At 59.5% G+C, this 18,415-nt stretch carries 17 protein-coding genes; 9 read left to right on the forward strand and 8 right to left on the reverse strand.

Annotation, left to right across the window (positions count from 1 at the left end; translation table 11 throughout):
- Positions 1 to 313 precede the first annotated feature (313 nt).
- Positions 314 to 1,330, reverse strand: coding sequence for a tryptophan--tRNA ligase (gene trpS / locus ACJ5NV_RS02945; protein WP_411642126.1), 1,017 nt, complete (start codon positions 1,328 to 1,330; stop codon positions 314 to 316).
- A gap of 85 nt (positions 1,331 to 1,415) precedes the next feature.
- On the opposite strand from trpS, the gene ACJ5NV_RS02950 reads away from it, so the two are divergent.
- Complete coding sequence (locus tag ACJ5NV_RS02950; protein WP_411642127.1) at positions 1,416 to 2,114, forward strand: rhomboid family intramembrane serine protease; 699 nt, start codon at positions 1,416 to 1,418, stop codon at positions 2,112 to 2,114.
- A 157-nt stretch (positions 2,115 to 2,271) separates the two neighbouring features.
- Here ACJ5NV_RS02950 and murJ read toward each other — a convergent pair whose 3' ends face one another.
- The 3 genes from murJ to ACJ5NV_RS02965 are packed head-to-tail and all read right to left on the reverse strand — an operon-like array spanning position 2,272 to position 7,788.
- On the reverse strand, positions 2,272 to 3,840 hold the full coding sequence (murJ, locus tag ACJ5NV_RS02955) for a murein biosynthesis integral membrane protein MurJ (RefSeq protein ID WP_411642128.1): 1,569 nt from the start codon (positions 3,838 to 3,840) through the stop codon (positions 2,272 to 2,274).
- Positions 3,837 to 6,647 (reverse strand): [protein-PII] uridylyltransferase, encoded by a 2,811-nt coding sequence (locus ACJ5NV_RS02960; RefSeq protein ID WP_411642129.1) that lies wholly within the window; start codon positions 6,645 to 6,647, stop codon positions 3,837 to 3,839. The genes murJ and ACJ5NV_RS02960 overlap by 4 nt, the downstream gene beginning before the upstream one ends.
- A complete protein-coding gene (locus ACJ5NV_RS02965) occupies positions 6,607 to 7,788 on the reverse strand; it encodes a penicillin-binding protein activator (RefSeq protein ID WP_411642130.1) in 1,182 nt (393 codons plus the stop codon). Before ACJ5NV_RS02965 ends, ACJ5NV_RS02960 begins: the two co-directional genes overlap by 41 nt.
- Before the next feature lie 104 nt (positions 7,789 to 7,892).
- Between ACJ5NV_RS02965 and rsmI the strand changes: the two genes are divergently transcribed.
- The 4 genes from rsmI to ACJ5NV_RS02985 all read left to right on the forward strand — a co-directional run bounded on the left by rsmI (position 7,893) and on the right by ACJ5NV_RS02985 (position 11,081).
- Positions 7,893 to 8,753 (forward strand): 16S rRNA (cytidine(1402)-2'-O)-methyltransferase, encoded by an 861-nt coding sequence (gene rsmI / locus ACJ5NV_RS02970; protein WP_411642131.1) that lies wholly within the window; start codon positions 7,893 to 7,895, stop codon positions 8,751 to 8,753.
- Positions 8,750 to 9,106, forward strand: coding sequence for a YraN family protein (locus tag ACJ5NV_RS02975; protein ID WP_411642132.1), 357 nt, complete (start codon positions 8,750 to 8,752; stop codon positions 9,104 to 9,106). The genes rsmI and ACJ5NV_RS02975 overlap by 4 nt, the downstream gene beginning before the upstream one ends.
- A gap of 141 nt (positions 9,107 to 9,247) precedes the next feature.
- Positions 9,248 to 10,192 carry a glutathione synthase gene (gene gshB / locus ACJ5NV_RS02980; RefSeq protein ID WP_411642133.1) on the forward strand — a complete coding sequence of 315 codons (945 nt, stop codon included), beginning with the start codon at positions 9,248 to 9,250 and terminating at the stop codon, positions 10,190 to 10,192.
- Position 10,193: 1 nt separating this feature from the next.
- Entirely contained in the window at positions 10,194 to 11,081 is an 888-nt protein-coding gene (locus ACJ5NV_RS02985) for an alpha/beta hydrolase (RefSeq protein ID WP_411642134.1), read from the forward strand.
- Here ACJ5NV_RS02985 and ACJ5NV_RS02990 read toward each other — a convergent pair.
- The 4 genes from ACJ5NV_RS02990 to cobU form a co-directional block, all read right to left on the reverse strand.
- On the reverse strand, positions 11,051 to 12,565 hold the full coding sequence (locus ACJ5NV_RS02990) for a YifB family Mg chelatase-like AAA ATPase (RefSeq protein ID WP_411642135.1): 1,515 nt from the start codon (positions 12,563 to 12,565) through the stop codon (positions 11,051 to 11,053). The two genes, ACJ5NV_RS02985 and ACJ5NV_RS02990, sit on opposite strands and share 31 nt — an antisense overlap.
- A gap of 53 nt (positions 12,566 to 12,618) precedes the next feature.
- On the reverse strand, positions 12,619 to 13,494 hold the full coding sequence (locus tag ACJ5NV_RS02995; protein ID WP_411642136.1) for a glutathione S-transferase: 876 nt from the start codon (positions 13,492 to 13,494) through the stop codon (positions 12,619 to 12,621).
- A gap of 85 nt (positions 13,495 to 13,579) precedes the next feature.
- Positions 13,580 to 14,143, reverse strand: a complete 564-nt coding sequence (locus ACJ5NV_RS03000) for a histidine phosphatase family protein (protein WP_411642137.1) — start codon at positions 14,141 to 14,143, stop codon at positions 13,580 to 13,582.
- Positions 14,140 to 14,664: a bifunctional adenosylcobinamide kinase/adenosylcobinamide-phosphate guanylyltransferase gene (cobU, locus tag ACJ5NV_RS03005; RefSeq protein WP_411642138.1), complete on the reverse strand. Its 525-nt coding sequence runs from the start codon at positions 14,662 to 14,664 to the stop codon at positions 14,140 to 14,142. Before cobU ends, ACJ5NV_RS03000 begins: the two co-directional genes overlap by 4 nt.
- 95 nt (positions 14,665 to 14,759) lie before the next feature.
- On the opposite strand from cobU, the gene ACJ5NV_RS03010 reads away from it, so the two are divergent.
- The 4 genes from ACJ5NV_RS03010 (at position 14,760) to ACJ5NV_RS03025 (ending at position 18,403) form a co-directional block, all read left to right on the forward strand.
- Positions 14,760 to 15,638, forward strand: coding sequence for an RNA polymerase factor sigma-32 (locus ACJ5NV_RS03010; protein WP_411642139.1), 879 nt, complete (start codon positions 14,760 to 14,762; stop codon positions 15,636 to 15,638).
- Between the two features lie 67 nt (positions 15,639 to 15,705).
- The gene (coaBC, locus tag ACJ5NV_RS03015) at positions 15,706 to 16,899 is read left to right on the forward strand and encodes a bifunctional phosphopantothenoylcysteine decarboxylase/phosphopantothenate--cysteine ligase CoaBC (protein ID WP_411642140.1); all 1,194 of its coding nucleotides are present in this window, start codon (positions 15,706 to 15,708) and stop codon (positions 16,897 to 16,899) included.
- Positions 16,896 to 17,351 (forward strand): dUTP diphosphatase, encoded by a 456-nt coding sequence (gene dut, locus ACJ5NV_RS03020; protein WP_411642141.1) that lies wholly within the window; start codon positions 16,896 to 16,898, stop codon positions 17,349 to 17,351. The genes coaBC and dut overlap by 4 nt, the downstream gene beginning before the upstream one ends.
- Positions 17,348 to 18,403 carry a HesA/MoeB/ThiF family protein gene (locus tag ACJ5NV_RS03025; protein ID WP_411642142.1) on the forward strand — a complete coding sequence of 352 codons (1,056 nt, stop codon included), beginning with the start codon at positions 17,348 to 17,350 and terminating at the stop codon, positions 18,401 to 18,403. The genes dut and ACJ5NV_RS03025 overlap by 4 nt, the downstream gene beginning before the upstream one ends.
- Positions 18,404 to 18,415 lie beyond the last annotated feature (12 nt).

Genomic DNA, 18,415 nt, shown 5'->3' on the forward strand with positions numbered 1-18,415 from the left:
GGGTGTCAAAGGGACGAGGTTTATCACCGCGGCCGAAACGCGCGATGAGACTCGCGCATTACGAGAATCGAGGATATTGGATTCAGTTTTATGACATTGGTATTGCACAGTAAAACAAGGGGATTGGGTCGTATCGCCATGTCACCAGCAATACCCGCGCAACTAGCACGCCCCTCACATGACATACCGCAAAACACCAGTGACACATCATATGACATGCCCTTATGGGACTGGCGCAACCAAATAACCCGCATGATAGGGGTTATCATGTGTCCCTCGGCGATGCAGCGAACGCGCGCACCGCCTACACAAATCAGGAGCGGAGCAAACCAACGATGTCATAGGCTTCAGCCAGAACGGGCTGCGCGATCTCACGGGCCTTCTGCGCGCCTTCCCCCAGAATACGGTCAATCTCAGCAGGATCCGCCATTAGGCGGCCCATTTCATCGGCAATCGGGGCCAGCTTGGCCACCGCCAGATCAGCCAGCGCCGGTTTGAAGCGACCCCAGCCCGCACCTGCATATTCTGCGATCACAGCCTCGGCTGTCGTTTCATTCAGGGCGGCATAAATCTCGACCAGATTGCGGGCCTCGGGGCGGTCCTTCAGCCCATCCAAGGTCTCGGGCAGCGGCTCGGGGTCGGTTTTCGCCTTCTTCAGCTTCTTGGCAATCTTGTCCGCATCATCGGTCATGTTGATGCGTTCCATATCGCTTTCGCCGGATTTCGACATCTTCTTGGTCCCGTCGCGCAGGTTCATGATTCGCATGGCAGGGCCTTCGATGACCGGCTCGGTCATCGGAAAGAAGTCCGTCTTGAAGTCATGGTTGAACTTCGCAGCAATGTCGCGGGTCAGTTCCACATGCTGTTTTTGATCCTCGCCCACCGGCACATGGGTCGCGTGATACAGCAGAATATCGGCGGCCATCAGCGACGGGTAAGCGTAAAGCCCCAAAGATGCCTTTTCGGCATTCGCACCAGCCTTATCTTTGAACTGCGTCATGCGGTTCATCCAGCCGACACGGGCGACACAGTTGAAAATCCACGCCAATTCCGCATGGGCCGCAACCTGGCTTTGGTTGAACAGAATGGATTGCGTCGGATCGAGCCCCGCCGCTAGATAGCCTGCCGCCACCTCGCGCGTCATGTCAGCCAATGCCTTGGGGTCCTGCCAGACGGTGATCGCATGCAGATCGACAACGCAATAGATCGTCTGCATCTGGCCCTGCATCCCAACAAAGCGTTTGATCGCGCCCAAGTAATTGCCCAGCGTCAGCCCGCCAGAGGGTTTGATCCCGGAAAAAACGCGTGGGGTGAAGGTGCGATCAGTCATCGTATCATGTCCGGGCTGGATTTCAGGGCAGAGGTCGCATACCCATGCCAGACAGACCCGTCAACTTCAATGCAGTGCCGCACAAATGAAGCCTGAAAGCCCCCTGAATACGATCCCGCCACTGGTGATTGCCCTGACGCTCCTGATCGTCGGGATCGAGGTGGCATTCCAGCTCGGCAATGCCGGGATCATCGGCGGGCCGCGCGCATTGGGCTGGCGGCTGCAGGCGGTGGATTCCTACGCCTTTTCCGGCGCGGTGCTGGACCGGGTGTTGGTTGCGGGTGATTATTCCTTCAACATCCTGCGCCGCTTTGTCACCTATCCCTTCATCAACATGCAGTTGACGCAGGTGGCCTTTTGCGCCGCGCTGACACTGGCGCTGGGCAAATTCGTGGGTGAATTCTACGGCGGGTTGAAGGTGCTTGTGGTCTACCTTTTCACCAGCATTGTCGGGGCTATCATCTATGGGCTGTGTGTCAGCGGGACCTATCCGCTGTTTGGTGGCTTTCCCCCGATTTACGGGCTGATCGGGGCCTATACCTATGCGCTCTGGCTGCGGCTGGGGCAGGCAGGGCAGAACCAGATTTTCGCCTTCCGCCTGATCGGTGTGCTGCTGGGCATCCAACTGCTCTATGGGATCGTCATCGGCATCGTGATGACCGCCGCACCACCGCCCACATGGATCGCGGAGCTCAGCGGCTTTTTCGCAGGCTTCGCCATCTCGCTCCTGCTGGCCCCCGGCGGCTGGGCAACGTTCGTCAGCCGGATGCGGCAGCGGGCCTGATTGCTAACAGATCATTCACCCGGGCAGGCTAGGGTATTCCTTAACGAAATCCTGCCGCGCCGCCCGATGCGGTCCGACGGTTGTCCGATAGAAGTCCGATAGGCCGTGCGTTGAATATTGAATGAAATTCAATCGGTTAGTGGGGTGAAGCCAAAAATCACCCCGACCGACGCATAGCCCGCCGAAATTCGTCCAATTTGAACGCGCCCAATATCTGGCCCAGACCGAAATATGCGACAATTCCGATCAGCACCAACAGGGCTAGCGCCACATATCTCAGCCGCGCAATCCCAAAGAACGGCGTCATGATGGTTGAGGTCATAACCAGAATGACACCCATCCCAAGGGCCGCCAAAATGATCCGCCAAATCCGGCGGCGGAACCGATCATCAAACTGCGCCGCACCCCCCATCTGACGGGACCCGCGCCACAACAAAATGACTGTCGCCCAACCGGTCAGAGTCGTCCCCACCGCAGCGGCGGTAAAGCCGATGACGGGCGACAGACCAATCGCCAGCGCCGCGTTCAACACCAGCGCGACAAGCGCATAATAGAACGGCCGTTTGGTATCTTCGCGGGCAAAAAACAGGGGCTGCAACGCCTTTTGCAGAACAAAAGCAGGCAGACCTAGCCCATAAATCGCCACGGCAATCGCCGTGGCAGCAGTGTCATCACTGGTAAAGGCCCCACGCTCATAAAGCACACTGACCAGCGGCAGCGGGATCACCATCAGCGCAATCGCAGCCGGGATCGTCAGGGCAAGGCTGATCTCGCAGGCGCGGTTGAACGCATCCTTGCCACCGGCCTCATCACCGGCCCGCAAACGGCGTGACAGATCAGGCAGCAGAACCACCCCAACAGCAATCCCCACAACGCCAAGCGGCAGTTGATACAGCCGGTCCGCATAATTCAGCCAAGCCACTGCCCCGTCGAAGAAACTCGCCACCTGCCGCCCCACCAGCAGGTTGATTTGCACCACACCTCCGGCCAGTGCGGCAGGGGCGGCGATGATCGCCAGACGTTTCAATTCGGGCGTCAGCTTTGGGCGGCGCAGGCGCAGCGGATACCCCGCGAGGGCCGCCGCCCACCAGACCAGCGCCATCTGCACGATCCCGGCCAACGGTACAGCCAGCGCAAGGCTGTCGCCGACCTGCATTGCTACTGTATCCGTGGGCGCACGCCCGGTCAGTGTGCTCAGCACGATTGCAAGGATAAACACCACATTCAGCAGCACTGGCGCGGCGGCGGCGGCTACAAATCGCCCCGTCGCATTCAATACGCCTGACAGCAACGCCGCCAGCGAAATGAAAAGGATATATGGAAACGCGATCCGCCCATATTCCACCGCAAGATCAAACCGTTGATCCCCGTAAAAGCCACTGGCCATCATCGTCACCAGCACCGGCATAAAGATGATCCCAACGACCGTGAACAGCGTCAGTACAAAGGCCAACCCGACAAATGCATCCTGTGCAAACCGTTGCGCATCGGTGCCCGCTTCAACCTTTTTGGAAAACATCGGCACAAAGGCCATGTTGAACGCACCTTCGGCAAAGAACCGGCGGAACAGGTTTGGCAATGAAAATGCAACAAGAAAAGCCTCGGCGACCGGGCCTGTGCCCAGATAGGCGGCAATCAGAATATCCCGGACAAAGCCCAGCACACGGCTCAGCAAGGTCCAGATTCCGACCGTAAAAAAGCCTGCCATCAGGCGGATAGGTTTCATGCGCCGGCTCGTTCCGCGACCTGGCTGATGGCATCACGCAGCTTGCGTTCCAACGCGCTGCGCTTGCCTTCTGCGTGGTATTTCAAGCCCACCATGTCCTTGACATAAAACGTATCCACGACCTGTTCGCCATAGGTCGCAATGACCGCAGAGGCGATATAAACGTGGTTATTCGCAAGGGTGCGGGTCAAATCGAACAACAGCCCCGGACGGTCGCGGGTATCCACTTCGATGATCGTATAGATGTCGGACCCGGCATTATCAAAGGTGATATTGGTCGGCACTTTGAACGCGCGTTCGCGCTTCTTGATTTCCTTTTCCATAAACCGGTCGCGGGGGCGAATTTCGCCGCGGATCGTTTTAAGGATCATCTCTTGCAGGCGGGGCAGTCGGGATTGCTCAAACGGGCTTCCGTCATTGTCCTGTATCCAAAAAACCGCCGTCGCATAGCCATCCTTGGTCGTATAGGTGCGCGCATCGACGATATTCGCCCCAACAAGCGTCAGCGCACCTGTCATACGGCTGAAAAGCCCGGGGTGATCGACCATGGCAAAACAGGCGCGGGTCGCATCGCGATCCTCGTCCGGCATCAGATCGACCTTGATTTCATCGTTGGAAATATCGCTCAGCAGGTCAGCAAAGACCACCTGCGCCGACAGCGGCATGCTTTGCAGATAAGGGCCGTAATGGCGCGCGATCTCTGTCTTGACCTGCTTCGTGCTCCACCCGGTCAACGCTTCACGCAAGGCGCGCTTGGCGTCGGCTTCCTGATGTTCGCGGTTCAGGTCTTCCAGACCCGTTTGCAGCGCGTGTTTGGTCGCCTTGTAAAGGTTGCGCAGCAACACGGCTTTCCAATTGTTCCACGTACCGGGGCCCACCCCGCGAATGTCGCAGACGGTCAGCACGGTCAGCAGGTCCAGCCGCTCTACTGATTTCACCGCGTTGGCAAATCCGCGCACGGTGCGCGGTTCAGAAATATCCCTTTTCTGTGCCACATCGGACATCAGAAGGTGATAGCGGATCAGCCATTCAACGGTTTCGCATTCCTTCTTTTTCAGACCCAGACGGGGGCAAACCTGGCGGGCGATCTGTGCGCCCAAGATCGAATGATCCTCGTCCCGGCCCTTGCCGATATCATGCAAAAGCAAAGCCACATAAAGCACCTTGCGGTTCACACCGCGTTCCAGAATGGCCGAGGCGACGGGCAATTCCTCGATCAACTCATTCCGCTCAATCTGGGACAAATGGCTGATACATTGGATCGTATGTTCGTCCACCGTGTAATGGTGGTACATGTTGAACTGCATCATGGCGACGACCGGGGCAAATTCAGGAATAAACGCCCCCAGCACACCCAGTTCATTCATTCGGCGCAAGCCGCGTTCGGGATTGCCGTGTTTCAGCAGCAAATCAAGGAAAATGCGCCGCGCTTCCTTGTCTTGCTGCATATCCTCGTCGATCAAATCAAGGTTCGCTGCCATCAGCCGCATCGCGTCGGGATGCAGCAATGTCCCCGTGCGCAACGCCTCTTCAAAGATGCGCAGCATATTCAGCTTGTCCGCGAAAAAAGCCTGCTCATCCGCCACGGTCAGGCGGTTTTGTTTGATTGCATAGGGGGGCTTGGCTTTCTTGCGGCGGGTCAGCAAGCGGGCCAGCATCGGGGCGGGTTTAGTGTGGGTCGCTTCCAGCGCGGTCAGCACGATGCGGGTCAGTTCCCCCACCCGGGTGGCCTGCCGGAAATAAGCCTGCATGAAATGTTCGACCGCGCGACGGCCACCATGATCCTTATAACCCATCGCCTGCGCCACCTCGACCTGCAGGTCAAAGGTCAGTTGATCCATCGCCCGACCGGTGATCAGATGTAAATGGCAGCGCACAGCCCAAAGGAAATCCTCGGCTGTGACAAAGGTCTCGTATTCATCGGGGGTAAAGACCTCCAGATCGACAAGATCAGCCGTTTCCTTGACGCCGCTGACGTATTTGCTGATCCAATACAGCGACTGCAGATCGCGCAACCCGCCTTTGCCTTCCTTGACGTTTGGCTCAACAACATAACGCTGGCCACCCTGTTTGCGGTGCCGCTCTGACCGTTCAGTCAGCTTGGCGTCAATGAATTCCTCGGCAGTGGATTTGAACAGGTCGTTCCACAGCCGTTCGCCCAACTCCTTGGACAGCGGGCGATCCCCTGCCAGATAGCGGTATTCGACCAGCGAGGTGCGGATCGTGTAATCCTCGCGCGCAAGGCGCACGCAGTCCTTTACGGTGCGGCTGGCATGGCCGACCTTCAGCTTCAAATCCCACAGCATATAGAGCATGGATTCAATCACGCTCTCCGCCCAGGATGTCATCTTGTAAGGCGTCAGAAACAGCAGATCGACATCTGAATGCGGCGCCATTTCACCGCGCCCGGACCCGCCAACCGCGATCAGCGCCAGCTTTTCAGCCTCTGTCGGGGTGGGGCGGGGATGCAGCTTTTCGCAAGCGACGCTGAACACGGCCCGGACAATCTGATCGGTCAGCCAGCTATAGGCGCGGGTGGTCTGACGCGCGGCAAAGGGCTGCGCCCGAAACGCGTCGGCAATCGCGTTTCGGCCATCGGCGCGGGCCTGCCCAAGAATGCGTACAGTCTCTGCACGCACCTCCTTTTCAGAGCGCGCGTCAGCAACTGCCGCCGTGATTGCGTCGGCGACTTTCGTACCATCAAAAATAACGGACGCCGGACAGATCAAACGGTCCGGCGCACTGATATTGGCATTATCGCGGGGTTCAGAACCCGGCGCTGCCAAAACTTCTTGGGGCTTGTTCAAGAGTAACTACCTGGTTTTCCTGAATTGTCGCGACAGCAAGGCCGCGCTCGTTCATTCCGTTTGGCAACAGGCGGAAGATGCCCGATGTGCCACGGAACCCTTGTGGTGTGGTCAGCGCCGCCTTGGTCAGCGCTTGCGCATTGCCTGCTTCGATCAAAGCACCGATTGCGGCGATGCCATCATAGGACAGCCCCGCCAGCGGATGCGGACGTTCGCCGAAATTGGCGGTGTAGCGATCTGTGAACAATGCGGCAGTGGCCGGGTCTGGCATTGCGAAAAGACCGCCCTGCACGCCGGGCAGCGCTGACAGCTGCGGCAACGTATCCCACCGGGTCAGCCCGATGAAAGTGGTCGTTTCAGGATCGACGCCACCCTCGGGCAGCATGGTCGCAACGATCGGCAGATCGGCACTTGCCTCTGCTGTGGTAAAGATCGACTGCGCGCCTGTCGTCTTTGCGGTGGACACGATCCGGCGGGTCGCCGTCACGATGCCCTGCTGCGACAACGGATAGCTTTCGATGCCCGCAACCGTACCGCCGTTGCTTTGCACAGCGCGCGTGATCGCATCACGGCCAACTTCACCAGCCAGGCTCTGCGCATGAACGATCAGGTGGCGGTTGATGCCCTGCCGGGCCGCATAACGAACCATCCGGTTCGCGGTATTGTCAAAGGTGGCGCCCAGGATAAACACGTTCCCACCCGCAATGGTCGGATTGTTCGAAAAGGCGAGCACGTTTACATTGCGGCCCGCAACGGCCACCCCAGCGGCATTGGCTGCCTCGGCATATAGCGGGCCAAGGATGATCTGTGCGCCGTCATTCACAGCGGTGACAGCGGCATCGGCAGCCTGCGTTGGATTGCCGCCTGTGTTGTAGACAGTCAATTCGATCTGCGAGCCTTCAAGATCGGCAATCGCCAGCCGGGCCGCGTTTTCAAGGTTGCGCGCAACCAACGCATCACCGGGCTGGGCGGAGCCACTGGGCACCAGAAGCGCGACCTTGACCGGGTCATTCGGGTCGATTTGCGGTCCGACATTTGCGTCAGGGTCCAGTGTGATGTCACATGCGGCCAGTGCTGCAAAAGATGCAATTGCGAAAAAGCGCGCGACCGACTTGCGGGCGGTGCTGAAACGGGCAAACATAAAGGATATTCCTCCTGGGTGGTGCGTCAGGTTTATCTGGCAATGCCAAATGCCCCGCCGCCGATTGAGGGTTATCATAAAGCAGGGGGCACGCGGGTCCAGTAATGAATTTTCAGGCCAAGCCACTCTCTGCCGGATTATACTTCGTCGCGACCCCCATCGGCTCGGCGCGCGATATCACTTTGCGGGCATTGGATATCCTTGCTGCGGCGGATTTGATCGCGGCAGAGGACACCCGGACCGCACGCAAATTGATGGATATTCACGGTGTCCCGCTGAACGGCAGAAAAGTCGTGGCGTTTCACGATCACAGCAGCGAAGGATCGGTGAACGGGCTGGTCGCGGCCATCGGGGCAGGGCGATCCGTGGCCTATGTGTCCGAGGCAGGCACGCCGCTGGTTGCCGATCCGGGGTACGAGCTGGGAAAGGCGGTCATAAGTGCGGATTTGCCTGTGACTGCGGCACCGGGGGCGTCTGCCGTGCTGGCGGCACTGACGGTTTCTGGACTGCCGACGGACCGCTTTGCTTTTGTCGGGTTTCTGTCTGCCGCCAAACAGCAGCGCGAAACGGAAATTGCAGCCTTGCGCGATGTGCCTTTCACGCTTGTCTTTTATGAAAGCCCCAAACGGGTTCAGGAAACATTAGTCAATTTGCGCGATATCCTTGGTCAGGATCGGCAGGCCGTTGTGTGCCGCGAACTGACGAAAAAATTCGAAGAAACGACACGCGGCAGTCTGGGTGAACTCGTCACGGGATATGCAGATCGCAAGGTCAAGGGCGAGTTGGTGATCTTGGTCGGTCGGGCCGGCGCGACTGACGTGGCAGAACTGGATGTGGAGACAGCGTTGAAAGAAGCGATGAAAACCATGCGGGTCAAGGATGCTGCGACGGTTGTTGCAGGTGCGCTAGGCCTGCCACGCCGTCAGGTCTATCAGACAGCGCTGCATATGGATGACGACACATGAGCGGCGCAACCGGCTATCACGCCGGCCTGCGTGCCGAAGATATCGTTGCAACCGATTACACGGGGCGCGGCTATAGCGAAGTGGCCCGCCGTTGGCGTGGCCAAGGCGGAGAGATTGATTTGATCCTGCGTCAGGGCGACACGGTTATTTTTACCGAAGTCAAGAAAAGCAAAAGTTTTGCACGAGCCGCCACGCGACTGGGGCGCCGCCAAATGGACCGTCTGATCGCCGCTGGGTCAGAGTTTCTGGCAACAGAACCGCGCGGACAGCTAACGGATGTGCGGTTCGATCTTGCGATGGTCGATGCGCAGGGGGCCGTCAGCGTGATCGAAAACGCCTTTGCCGAGGCTTGAACCCCTGTATCAGGCCCAGTCGGTCGCCGTCTGATCTCCTCTGCGGGGCTGACCTATCATCGCGACGCTCTGCTCTGACCATTGAATACCGCCCGTTCCTGGGCCATGTATCACTTCAATACGCAAGAAGTGAGGTCGTCCATGTCGTTGAAAATCGCTTTCCAGATGGATCCGATCGGACCCATCGACATCGACGCTGACAGCACATTTCGCATCGCCGAAGAAGCGCAGGCGCGTGGGCATACGCTATTTTATTACACTCCTGACAAGCTTTCCTATGATCAGGGCAAGGTCATGGCGCGCGGCTGGCCGCTGAGCGTGCAGCGGGTCCAGGGGGATCACTTCGCACTGAGCGAAGAAGCCAATGTCGATTTGGCTGATTTCGACGTTGTCTGGCTCCGGCAGGATCCGCCCTTTGACATGGGCTACATCACCACCACCCATATTTTGGACATGATCCATCCCAAGACATTGGTGGTGAACGATCCGTTTTGGGTGCGCAACTACCCCGAAAAATTGCTGGTCCTACAATTTCCCGATCTCACACCGCCCACAATGATCGCCCGCGATCTGGCGACCCTGCGCGCCTTCCGCGAAGCGCATGGCGATGTCATCCTCAAACCGCTTTACGGCAATGGCGGCGCGGGCGTGTTCAAGCTGGCGCATGCGGACAGCAATCTTGCTTCGCTGCATGAACTCTTCTCCGGCATCAATCGCGAACCGCTGATCATGCAAAAATTCCTGCCTGCCGTGTCCAAGGGCGACAAACGGGTGATTTTGGTGGATGGGGAACCTGTTGGCGCGATCAATCGTGTTCCCGCGGCGGGTGAAACACGCTCGAATATGCATGTGGGTGGACGCCCTGAAAAAGTGGAACTGACCGAGCGCGACCGCGAAATCTGCGCCCGGATTGGGCCGCTTTTGCGCGAAAAGGGACAGGTTTTCGTAGGCATCGACGTGATTGGCGATTGGCTGACAGAGATCAACGTGACCTCCCCCACCGGCATCCAAGAACTGGAGCGGTTCGACGATGTGAATATCGCCGAAAAGATCTGGCAGGCAATCGAGGGGCGGCGCGCTGGCTGACATGCGATTAAGCCTTCTGAACCGGGGCCTGCGGTCGCTTGTGCGGCCTGTCCTGCAGGTGTCGCGCTCGCCAGAACACGCGGCGTTGGCGTTTGAAATCGCCGGGCCGGTTTTGTTTCCGGGTCCGCCTTTCGTCACTCATTTGACTGAAAAAACAGGTGGCCTGCGCCTGAACTGGATCAGTTGCGGGCCGGTCGATGCGACCAAGGTGCTGCTCTATATTCACGGCGGCGCGTATCTCTGCGGAAGCGGACGCGCTTATGGTGGGTTTCTGGGACGGATTTCGAAACTGACCGGGCTGCGTATCTGCGCACCGGATTACCGGCTGATGCAGGATGCGCCCTTTCCGGCAGCGTTTGATGATGCGCGTGCCGCATGGGATGCGCTGATCGCCAAAGGCTATCACCCACAGGATATCGTGCTGGCGGGGGATAGTGCGGGCGGTGGGTTAATGCTCGCGTTGCTGGCCCATCTGACGCAGACAGGGCAAACGCCCTGCGCCGCCGTCGCAATGTCACCTTGGACGGACCTGACGCTGAGCGGCGACAGCCTGTCCGCAAATGCCGAGGCCGTGCTGCCGGTGTCCCGCATGGCCGAAACGGTCGACCGCTATTTGCATGACGCCGCCCGCAACGACCCGCGCGCATCTCCGCTTTTTGCGCAGTTCGCCGCGCCGCCGCCGGTGCTGATCCAAGTTGGCAGCGGTGAAGCCCTGCGCAGTGATGCGGAACGTATGGCCGCACATTTGGGGGATGTCGCGACCCTGAAAATCTGGGAGGGGGTACCGCATGTATGGCAGATGTTCGATGGCTATGTGCCAGAGGCGCGGGCGGCATTGCAGGAAATGGCAGATTTCGTTCAGGCTTCAATCGTCAGCGACAAGCGATAGCTGACCGCTTCGGCCACATGCGGTTTGCGGACCGCGTCTGATCCTTCCAGATCCGCAATCGTCCGCGCCACCCGCAGCACCCGGTGATAGCCCCGTGCCGAAAGGCCAAAGCGTTCGGCCACTTTGATCAGCAGATCGCGGCCTTCGCTGTCGGGTGTCGCGATCTCCTCTAATATATGCCCTTCAGCATCGGCATTCACGCGCAGATCGTCTCGGTCCCGAAATCGCGCGGTTTGAATGTCCCGCGCGGCAGCAACCCTTGCGGCGACACTGGCAGAACTTTCGCTGTCTTCGGGCAGGTCCAGATCAGTAAAGGCGACGGGTGGCACCTCCACCCGCAGGTCGAACCGGTCCATCAGCGGGCCGGAAATGCGGCCCAGATAATCCTCACCACAGATCGGGACCCGTGCACAGGCCTTGGCCGGGTCGAAAAGATGCCCACATTTGCAGGGGTTAGCAGCGGCGACCAGCATGAATCGGCAAGGATAGCGCACATGGGCATTGGCGCGGGCGACCACGACCTCGCCCGTTTCGATCGGCTGGCGCAGGGTTTCCAGCACCGTGCGGGCGAATTCAGGAAATTCATCCATGAACAACATCCCGTTATGGGCTAAGCTGATCTGCCCCGGTTTCGCCGTGCGTCCACCGCCGACGATAGCGGGCATTGATGCGGTGTGATGCGGTTCGCAAAACGGGCGTTCGCGGTTGATCCCCCCTTCGTCCAGCAGACCACACAGCGATTGGATCATAGAGGTTTCAAGCGCTTCTGCCGGGGTCAATGGCGGCAGGATGCCGGGAATGCGGGCCGCCAGCATGGATTTTCCCGATCCGGGAGAGCCGACCAAAAACAGATGATGCCGCCCGGCTGCTGCGATTTCCAGCGCGCGTTTTGCCCGTTCCTGCCCTTTCACTTCGGACAAGTCTTTACTGTGGGTCGCGCTATGCACCTCGCCGGGTGTTGACGGGGACAGAACTGATTGCCCGGTGTAGTGGCGCACCATTTCGGCCAGACTGCGCGGGGCGATGACTTTGGCCGCATCGACCCATGCGGCCTCTGCCCCGCAGGCCTGTGGGCAAAGCAATGTCCGGTCTTCATGCGCTGCAGCCATCGCAGCGGGCAGGGCGCCGACGACAGGCACCAGCGTTCCATCAAGCGAAAGCTCCCCCAGTGCAACCGTGCCTTCGGCGTCTTCTTGCGGGATGATTTCAAGTGCGGCGAGCAAGGCCAGTGCGATTGGCAGATCGAAATGCGATCCTTCCTTGGGCATGTCCGCCGGGGACATGTTCACCGTGATTCGTTTGGAGGGCAGGGCGATGGCCATCGCGGTCAGCGCGGCGCGGACCCGTTCGCGGGCTTCCGATACAGCCTTGTCGGGCAATCCGACAATGGAAAAGGCCGGAATGCCGGGCGTGATCGCGCATTGTACCTCGACCATGCGCGCGTCGATCCCTTCAAATGCCACCGTGTAGGTCTTTGCGACCATGACTGCCCCTTCCAAACGTAGTTAACGTTTGCGGGTGCGCGGTTACCAAATGATTAAAGCAGGGCCATGAATTGCGGCCATGCTGCGGGGTCGGTCACGGTTTTGTCCCTGCAAAAGGCATTGCAGAAGCCAAAGACGCGGCCATTTGTTTCCATCAGATGGGTAACTGGATCGCCGGAATAGGGGCAGGCATCATTTTCCGCTGTGCCGCCTTCTATCGCATGGGCCGGGGTTGGTGCGGGGCCAGGCCAAGGGCGCTGCGGGCTATCGTGTTCGAATGCAGACAACGCCGGTCCGGCAGCGATCCCCTTGGACCGGATACGGCGCAGGGCCGGGTCGGCCAGATGGGCGGCCACATAGGCTTTGGTTGTGGGCCGCGTATCGAAGCCGTAATTGGCTAGTCGCACGGCCATTGGCGCAAAGATGGCGTCAACGATGGAATAATCACCACATAGCCAAGGTCCATCGGGTGTGGTGACCGCGCGGGCATGGGTCCAAAGCTGTTCCAGCCGGTCAAGCTCCGCCGTGACCGCGGCATCAGGTGTAACCGGTTGAAAAGCGTGGCGAAGGTTGAATGGCCATGCGCCGCGGAGCGCGCCAAAGCTTGAATGCATCTCTGCCGCCAAGGCGCGTGCGGTCCCCCGCGCCAGTGGCGTATCAGGCCAGAACCCGGCATCAGGGTGGCGGCTGGCGAGCTCTTCACAGATCGCGAGGCTGTCATTCAAAACCGCACCCTCGGGGGTGATCATCGTGGGCAATGTTCGGGCGGGGGCGAGGTCGGTCATCAATGGACCCACACCATTTTCGGTTTCTGGCCGCAAAATCACCGTGTTCACCAGATGCGCCATCGCGAAACGCTCAAACAGCAGGCTGGCCGATAGCGACCAGCTAAAATAGGAACGGTGGCCGATATAAAGGGTGTAGGTCATCAGGATTTCCGCGATCTGGGGCGTTTGTCACTGAACTTAGGGTGTGACGCGCCAGAAAGCGAACGCGATAAATTGATGGCCGTCATCAAGGGCAGTGATTTATTCGCCCGACCTCCCATTGGCCTGCGCTATAGTTGAGTTCAGTCACCGACAGATTGTCGATCCGGTGGCTGAAGGCCGCATATGCGCCGATCCCAAGCGCCCGCTGCACCTGTGTCAGGATCACGCCGAAATGCGCCACGACAATCAGGCTGTCATGGTGCAGATAGCGGTCGATGGCATCGTCCACACGGGCGCGAATCATGTTCCAGCTTTCACCATCCGGCGGGGCGATATGGCCGGGCTGTTCCCAGAAGGCGCGGATGTGGGTGGGGGCTTCGGCCTCTACCTCGGCAAAGCTGCGCAGCTCCCACGCGCCAAAATTCATTTCGCGCAATGCGGTGTCATGCGGCAGGCGGGTTGGTCGCTTTAATACATCGGCTGTCGCGGTCGCCCGCAGCAGGTCAGAGGACACAACTGGCGCGTCGGGCAGGTAATCCCGCAGCCGCGCGATGGCGACCGTGTCCGACAGATCGGCGGGCAGGTCGGACCAGCCGACCATGGATTTGGCATGGGTCGGTCCGTGCCGCACCAGCCAAAGCTGCGTCACGGTAATTCGCCCTTCAGTACCAGTGGCAGCCCCGCCATGACGGCGACGACCAGATCAGCCTCTGTCGCGATGGATTGGTTTAGCGTGCCTTGCGCATTGCGGAAACTGCGCGACAGCGCGTTTTCGGGCACGATGCCTTGTCCAACCTCGTTCGAGACCACCACCACCGGCCCACGACAGGTGCATAGTGCTGAAATCAGCCCCGCGCTTTCGCAAGCGATATCCAACCTGCCCAGCATGATATTTGTCAGCCAAAGCGTGGCGCAATCAATCAGCACCACCTGCTTTGCGGTGATCTGTCCCAGCCGTTCGGCAACGGCGCGCGGTTCCTCGATCGTGGTCCATTCGGTGCCGCGCAGGCCTTGGTGGCGCGAAACCTTTGCGGCCATTTCATCGTCATAAACTTGGGCTGTGGCGATATAAATTGGCGCTAGGTTCCCTTGTAAAACAAGGCTTTCCGCAAAGGCCGACTTGCCCGAAGCAGCGCCGCCCAAAACCAATGTCAGCCTTGGTAATGTCATTTCTATGCAACCTTGTTTGATCCGGGGCGTTTGTTCTTGCGTATCTAATATGAACAAAAAAGTTAACGCTTCGCGCGCCAGTTGGGAGAAATAACATGGGTGTCACCGGTTTTTCTGATCAAACATTGTCTCGGACGGCAATGAAAGCAGAGCTGTTGGACGCAGACACGGAACTGGCGCTTGCCTATGCGTGGCGCGACGAACGTGATGTGAATGCGCTGCACCGATTGATCACCGCTTACATGCGGCTGGCGATTTCGATGGCGTCTAAATTCAAGCGTTACGGCGCCCCGATGAATGACTTGATCCAGGAAGCATCGGTTGGTTTGATGAAAGCCGCCGATAAGTTCGATCCTGATCGCGGCGTGCGTTTTTCGACCTATGCGGTCTGGTGGATCAAGGCCTCTATTCAGGACTACGTGATGCGCAACTGGTCGATGGTGCGCACCGGGTCCACGTCTTCGCAGAAATCCCTGTTTTTCAACATGCGCCGCGTACAGGCGCGGTTAGAGCGTGAAGCCTCTGCCGAAGGGCGCGAAATTGACCGGCACGAACTGCGAGAGCTGATCGCCATCGAAGTCGGCGTTCCCTTGCATGATGTTGAGATGATGGAAGGTCGCTTGTCCGGATCTGACTTTTCGCTCAACGCGACACAATCGGCCGAGGATGAAGGGCGCGAGTGGATCGACGCGCTGGAGGATGACGGACCGCAGGCTGCTGAAACCGTTGAAATCAACCACGACAATGACACCCTGCGCCATTGGTTGCAGACGGCCCTATCCGCGCTCAATGACCGCGAGCAATTTATTGTGCGCGAACGCAAGCTGCGGGATGATCCGCGTACACTGGAAAGCCTTGGGACAGAGCTTGGCCTGTCGAAAGAGCGTGTGCGCCAGTTGGAAGCGGCCGCATTTGGTAAGATGCGCAAGAATCTCGAAGCCCAAAGCAGTGAGGTTCATGCGTTTTTCGCGTGAACCTGCGACATTGTCTTTCCGGCCCGTTCTGACCTAGTGTCGGACGACAAGTTACCGGAGACAGCAGATGCTGGCTGACAAACATATTCTCTTGATCGTGGGCGGCGGAATCGCCGCATTTAAGGCGCTGGATCTGGTCCGCCGTCTGCGCGAACGCGGCGTGCGCGTGACACCGGTGCTGACCCGCGCAGGCACTGAATTTGTCACCCCGCTGAGCCTGTCGGCCCTGTCTGCGGCCAAGGTCTATCAGGACCTGTTTGACCTGACTGACGAGGCCGAAATGGGCCACATCGAACTGTCCCGCGCTGCTGATTTGGTTGTGGTGGTCCCAGCGACCGCTGATCTGATGGCGAAAATGGCGGGTGGTCACGCGGATGATCTGGCGTCGACCCTTTTGATGGCCACCGATAAACCTGTCCTGATCGCGCCTGCGATGAATGTGCGCATGTGGGAACATCCCGCAACGCAACGCAATCTGGCGATCTTGCATGGCGATGGTATTTTGACCGTTGGCCCAACCGACGGCGATATGGCCTGTGGCGAATATGGGCCAGGCCGCATGGCGGAAGTACCTGAAATCATTGCCGCCATTGATGCGGCCCTGTCGGATGGTCCGTTGAAGGGCAAGCATATCCTTGTGACTTCTGGCCCGACCCATGAACCGATTGATCCGGTGCGCTATATCGCCAATCGTTCCTCTGGCGCGCAGGGAAGCGCGATTGCCACCGCACTGGCTGCGCTGGGCGCAGAGGTGAGCTTTGTCACCGGCCCCGCAGATGTGCCCGCCCCGCAGAATGTACGTGTCATCCCCGTCCAAACAGCGCGCGAGATGTTGCAAGCCGTGCAGGCCGCCCCGGCGGCTGACGCTGCCGTCTTTGCGGCGGCTGTGGCCGATTGGCATGTGACAAATGCAGGCGACAGCAAGATCAAGAAAGATGGCAGCGGGCTGCCGCAACTGGAATTTGCAGAGAACCCTGATATTCTTGCCACCGTATCGCAGATGAAGCAGGGCCGCCCGAAGCTGGTGGTGGGCTTTGCTGCTGAAACGGATGATGTGATTGCACATGCGACGGCGAAACGCGCCCGCAAAGGCTGTGACTGGATCGTGGCCAATGATGTGTCCCCCGCGACGGGGATCATGGGCGGTACTGAAAATGCGGTGACCCTGATCAGTGACGATGGGGCAGAGGCTTGGCCGCGTATGGGCAAGGATGCGGTGGCGCAACGCTTGGCCCAGCGGATTGCAGAGGTGCTCTTGTGAGTGCCGAAATCCTGTTTCAATGGGTCGAAGGCGCGGATGAGGCGTTTGGCTTGCCCCGCTATGAAACGCCCGGCGCGGCGGGGGCTGACCTGCGTGCGAACCTGCCCGACCAGCGCGCGATAGAGCTGCCGCCCGGTGCGCGCAAGCTGATCCCGACCGGGCTGCGCATGGCGATCCCCGAAGGGTTTGAAGTGCAGATCAGGCCACGCTCTGGTCTTGCGCTGAATCACGGAATTGGGATGGTGAATGCACCCGGTACGATCGACTGGGATTATCGTGGTCCGGTCGCGGTGATTCTGATCAATCACGGGGAGGCGCTGTTCACCGTGACCCACGGCATGCGCATCGCTCAGATGGTTGTCGCGCCGGTAGTGCGGGCGCGGTTCACTGCGGCTGTGCTGCTGGATGCCACATCGCGCGGCGCGGGCGGTTTCGGGTCAACCGGGCTATGATTATGGTCGGTGCGATGGCCGCCGTCCTGTGGGGGATCGGCATCGCGATGGGCGCGCCCGCGCGTGCGCGGTGGACGATGGTGGCGGTGCTGTTGGCGGGTGTCATGCTCGTGCATCTGGTGCTGCCAGACGGGCATTCGCTGCGGCGCGCGATGGGCGGGGATGCGCGGCTTTGGGGGCTTCTTATCGCTTTCGGGCTGATCGTCTGGGGGTATCGCATGATATTGCGCCGCCTGCGAGCGCGGGTGGTTGAAAAGGAAGCGCCCAAGGCCAGCTCTGGCACGTTTTCCGACACGGAACTGAACCGCTATGCCCGTCACATCATGCTGCGCGAGTTGGGCGGCCCGGGGCAGAAAGCGCTGCGTGACGCCAAGGTGCTGGTTATCGGGGCCGGGGGGCTGGGCGCGCCTGCGCTGCAATATCTGGCGGCGGCGGGTGTGGGCACCATCGGGGTGATTGATGATGATGTGGTGGAAAATGCCAATCTGCAGCGGCAGGTCATTCACACCGACCGCATGATCGGGATGCCCAAGGTGCAATCGGCGGCCGAGGCGATGAAAGCGCAAAATCCCTTTGTTACCGTGCACCCCTATCAGCGCCGCTTGGATGACGATATCGCGGCTGATCTTCTTGCGGATTATGATCTGATCCTTGATGGGACAGATAATTTCGACACGCGCTATCTTGTGAACCGCACGGCAGTCGCGTTGAAAAAGCCGTTGATCGCGGCCGCGCTGACCCAATGGGAAGGGCAGATCAGCCACTACGATCCGGCCCGGGGAACGCCCTGCTATGCTTGCGTCTTCCCCAACGCGCCCGACCCGTCGCTGGTCCCCAGCTGCGCAGAGGCCGGGGTGATTGGCCCGTTGCCCGGCGTGATTGGCGCAATGATGGCGGTTGAGGCGCTGAAGCAGATCACCGGCGCGGGCGATACGCTGGCCGGGCGGATGCTAATTTACGATGCGCTTTATGCCCAGACACGGATAATTGCTGTCAAACCGCGCGTGGATTGTCCGGTTTGCGCAGGACGGGGCTTGTCAGCACAGGGCTGAAGCCCATAGTGC

Source organism: Loktanella agnita, from assembly GCF_046640325.1.
Classification (GTDB): domain Bacteria; phylum Pseudomonadota; class Alphaproteobacteria; order Rhodobacterales; family Rhodobacteraceae; genus Yoonia; species Yoonia agnita.

Coding starts and splice junctions, on each gene's coding strand:
- trpS (WP_411642126.1), bottom strand. CDS start 1,330: ATGACTGATCGCACCTTCACCCCACGCGTTTTTTCCGGGATCAAACCC.
- ACJ5NV_RS02950 (WP_411642127.1), top strand. CDS start 1,416: ATGAAGCCTGAAAGCCCCCTGAATACGATCCCGCCACTGGTGATTGCC.
- murJ (WP_411642128.1), bottom strand. CDS start 3,840: ATGAAACCTATCCGCCTGATGGCAGGCTTTTTTACGGTCGGAATCTGG.
- ACJ5NV_RS02965 (WP_411642130.1), bottom strand. CDS start 7,788: ATGTTTGCCCGTTTCAGCACCGCCCGCAAGTCGGTCGCGCGCTTTTTC.
- rsmI (WP_411642131.1), top strand. CDS start 7,893: ATGAATTTTCAGGCCAAGCCACTCTCTGCCGGATTATACTTCGTCGCG.
- ACJ5NV_RS02975 (WP_411642132.1), top strand. CDS start 8,750: ATGAGCGGCGCAACCGGCTATCACGCCGGCCTGCGTGCCGAAGATATC.
- gshB (WP_411642133.1), top strand. CDS start 9,248: ATGTCGTTGAAAATCGCTTTCCAGATGGATCCGATCGGACCCATCGAC.
- ACJ5NV_RS02985 (WP_411642134.1), top strand. CDS start 10,194: ATGCGATTAAGCCTTCTGAACCGGGGCCTGCGGTCGCTTGTGCGGCCT.
- ACJ5NV_RS02990 (WP_411642135.1), bottom strand. CDS start 12,565: ATGGTCGCAAAGACCTACACGGTGGCATTTGAAGGGATCGACGCGCGC.
- ACJ5NV_RS02995 (WP_411642136.1), bottom strand. CDS start 13,494: ATGACCTACACCCTTTATATCGGCCACCGTTCCTATTTTAGCTGGTCG.
- cobU (WP_411642138.1), bottom strand. CDS start 14,664: ATGACATTACCAAGGCTGACATTGGTTTTGGGCGGCGCTGCTTCGGGC.
- ACJ5NV_RS03010 (WP_411642139.1), top strand. CDS start 14,760: ATGGGTGTCACCGGTTTTTCTGATCAAACATTGTCTCGGACGGCAATG.
- coaBC (WP_411642140.1), top strand. CDS start 15,706: ATGCTGGCTGACAAACATATTCTCTTGATCGTGGGCGGCGGAATCGCC.
- ACJ5NV_RS03025 (WP_411642142.1), top strand. CDS start 17,348: ATGATTATGGTCGGTGCGATGGCCGCCGTCCTGTGGGGGATCGGCATC.